This window comes from Dysgonomonas sp. 25 (genome assembly GCF_010501075.1).
Taxonomy (GTDB): Bacteria; Bacteroidota; Bacteroidia; order Bacteroidales; family Dysgonomonadaceae; genus Dysgonomonas.
Window position 1 is genome coordinate 1 of the sequence record NZ_QVMN01000031.1, and the last position, 393, is coordinate 393.

The 393-nt window shown below is 48.9% G+C and carries 1 protein-coding gene; it reads right to left on the reverse strand.

Annotated elements, in window-relative coordinates; all coding sequences use genetic code 11:
• Nucleotides 1-243: hypothetical protein (locus D0T66_RS16090; RefSeq protein WP_163358322.1), on the reverse strand; the 243-nt coding region annotated here is incomplete at its 3' end.
• Between the last annotated feature and the right edge of the window lie 150 nt (nucleotides 244-393).

The following is a 393-nucleotide window of genomic DNA, read 5'->3' on the forward strand; positions in this document are numbered from 1 at the left end:
ATCCAGCGCATTGTCGGCAGCGTTGAAATACTTCAGCTTTGTTTGCGCGTCGAAAACCTTGACACCTTTCCTGATGTAGCGGCCCTGTTCAAGCGCATCTTTCATCGTGGCTTCGCCGATTGTGAACTTGAAGCCGCGGTTTATCTTCTCGACAAGCTGCGCTGTCGCAACCGACAGCAAGACTGCGTCGATTTCGATTTGCAGCATTTCGAACTTGAATCCCGATGAACTTGAATTTTGCATAGGCCGCTACATTCAAAAAGGTTTTAAGGTTTTAAGGTCTTTTTCTAAACCGAAAAAGCACGGAACACCCTGGCGTAAATCGTAAAGACCCGAGAGTTGCCGTAGCTCAAGGAGCCGCAGTAGCCGTAGAAAATCCAGGCAGTGCTGCTG